This window comes from Bacillus sp. REN3 (assembly GCF_017912555.1).
Taxonomy (GTDB): Bacteria; Bacillota; Bacilli; order Bacillales; family Cytobacillaceae; genus Mesobacillus.
Genome location: NZ_JAERSD010000065.1, coordinates 1 through 572, shown reverse-complemented (window position 1 = coordinate 572; position 572 = coordinate 1). Strand labels below are relative to the sequence as shown.

The 572-nt window shown below is 41.8% G+C and carries 1 pseudogene; it reads left to right on the top strand.

From position 1 onward, the window contains the following. Positions 1 to 572, top strand: a pseudogene (locus tag JJQ88_RS21015) (IS5/IS1182 family transposase); the annotation flags it as partial.

Below are 572 nucleotides of genomic sequence, written 5' to 3'. Positions count from 1 at the left end.
ACGCCAACAAGTATACCTTTGTTTGGAAGAAGTCCACTGAAAAATACGATAAAAAGCTGGACGAGAAATTCCGGCAGATTGTCCTTGGGATTGAGCAAATCACCAAAGAAGACGAAGAAGCAGAAAAGGAGATGGATTTTCAGGAAAAGCTCGAAGAGTCACCCATCTCTTCTGCAAAAATCGAAGAAACCATCAAAAAGTTGGAAAAGAGACTGGAACAGAATCCAAAAAACAAACCTTTAAAGAAGGCTAAGCGTCAACTGGAAAAAGATCTTCTGCCTCGAAAACAGAAGTATGAACTTCAGAAACAGACTTTTGGGGAGAGAAACAGCTTTTCTAAGACAGATACCGATGCCACTTTTATGCGAATGAAAGAGGATCACATGATGAACGGGCAGTTAAAGCCCGGATATAATGTTCAGATTGGTACAGAAAATCAGTTCATCACCAACTTCTGCCTCCATCAACGGGCTGGAGATCCTGGATGCATGATTCCCCACCTTGAACTTTTGGAAAAACATAACCGACCAAAGCCAAAGGCCATTATTGCAGACTCTGGTTATGGAAGCGAA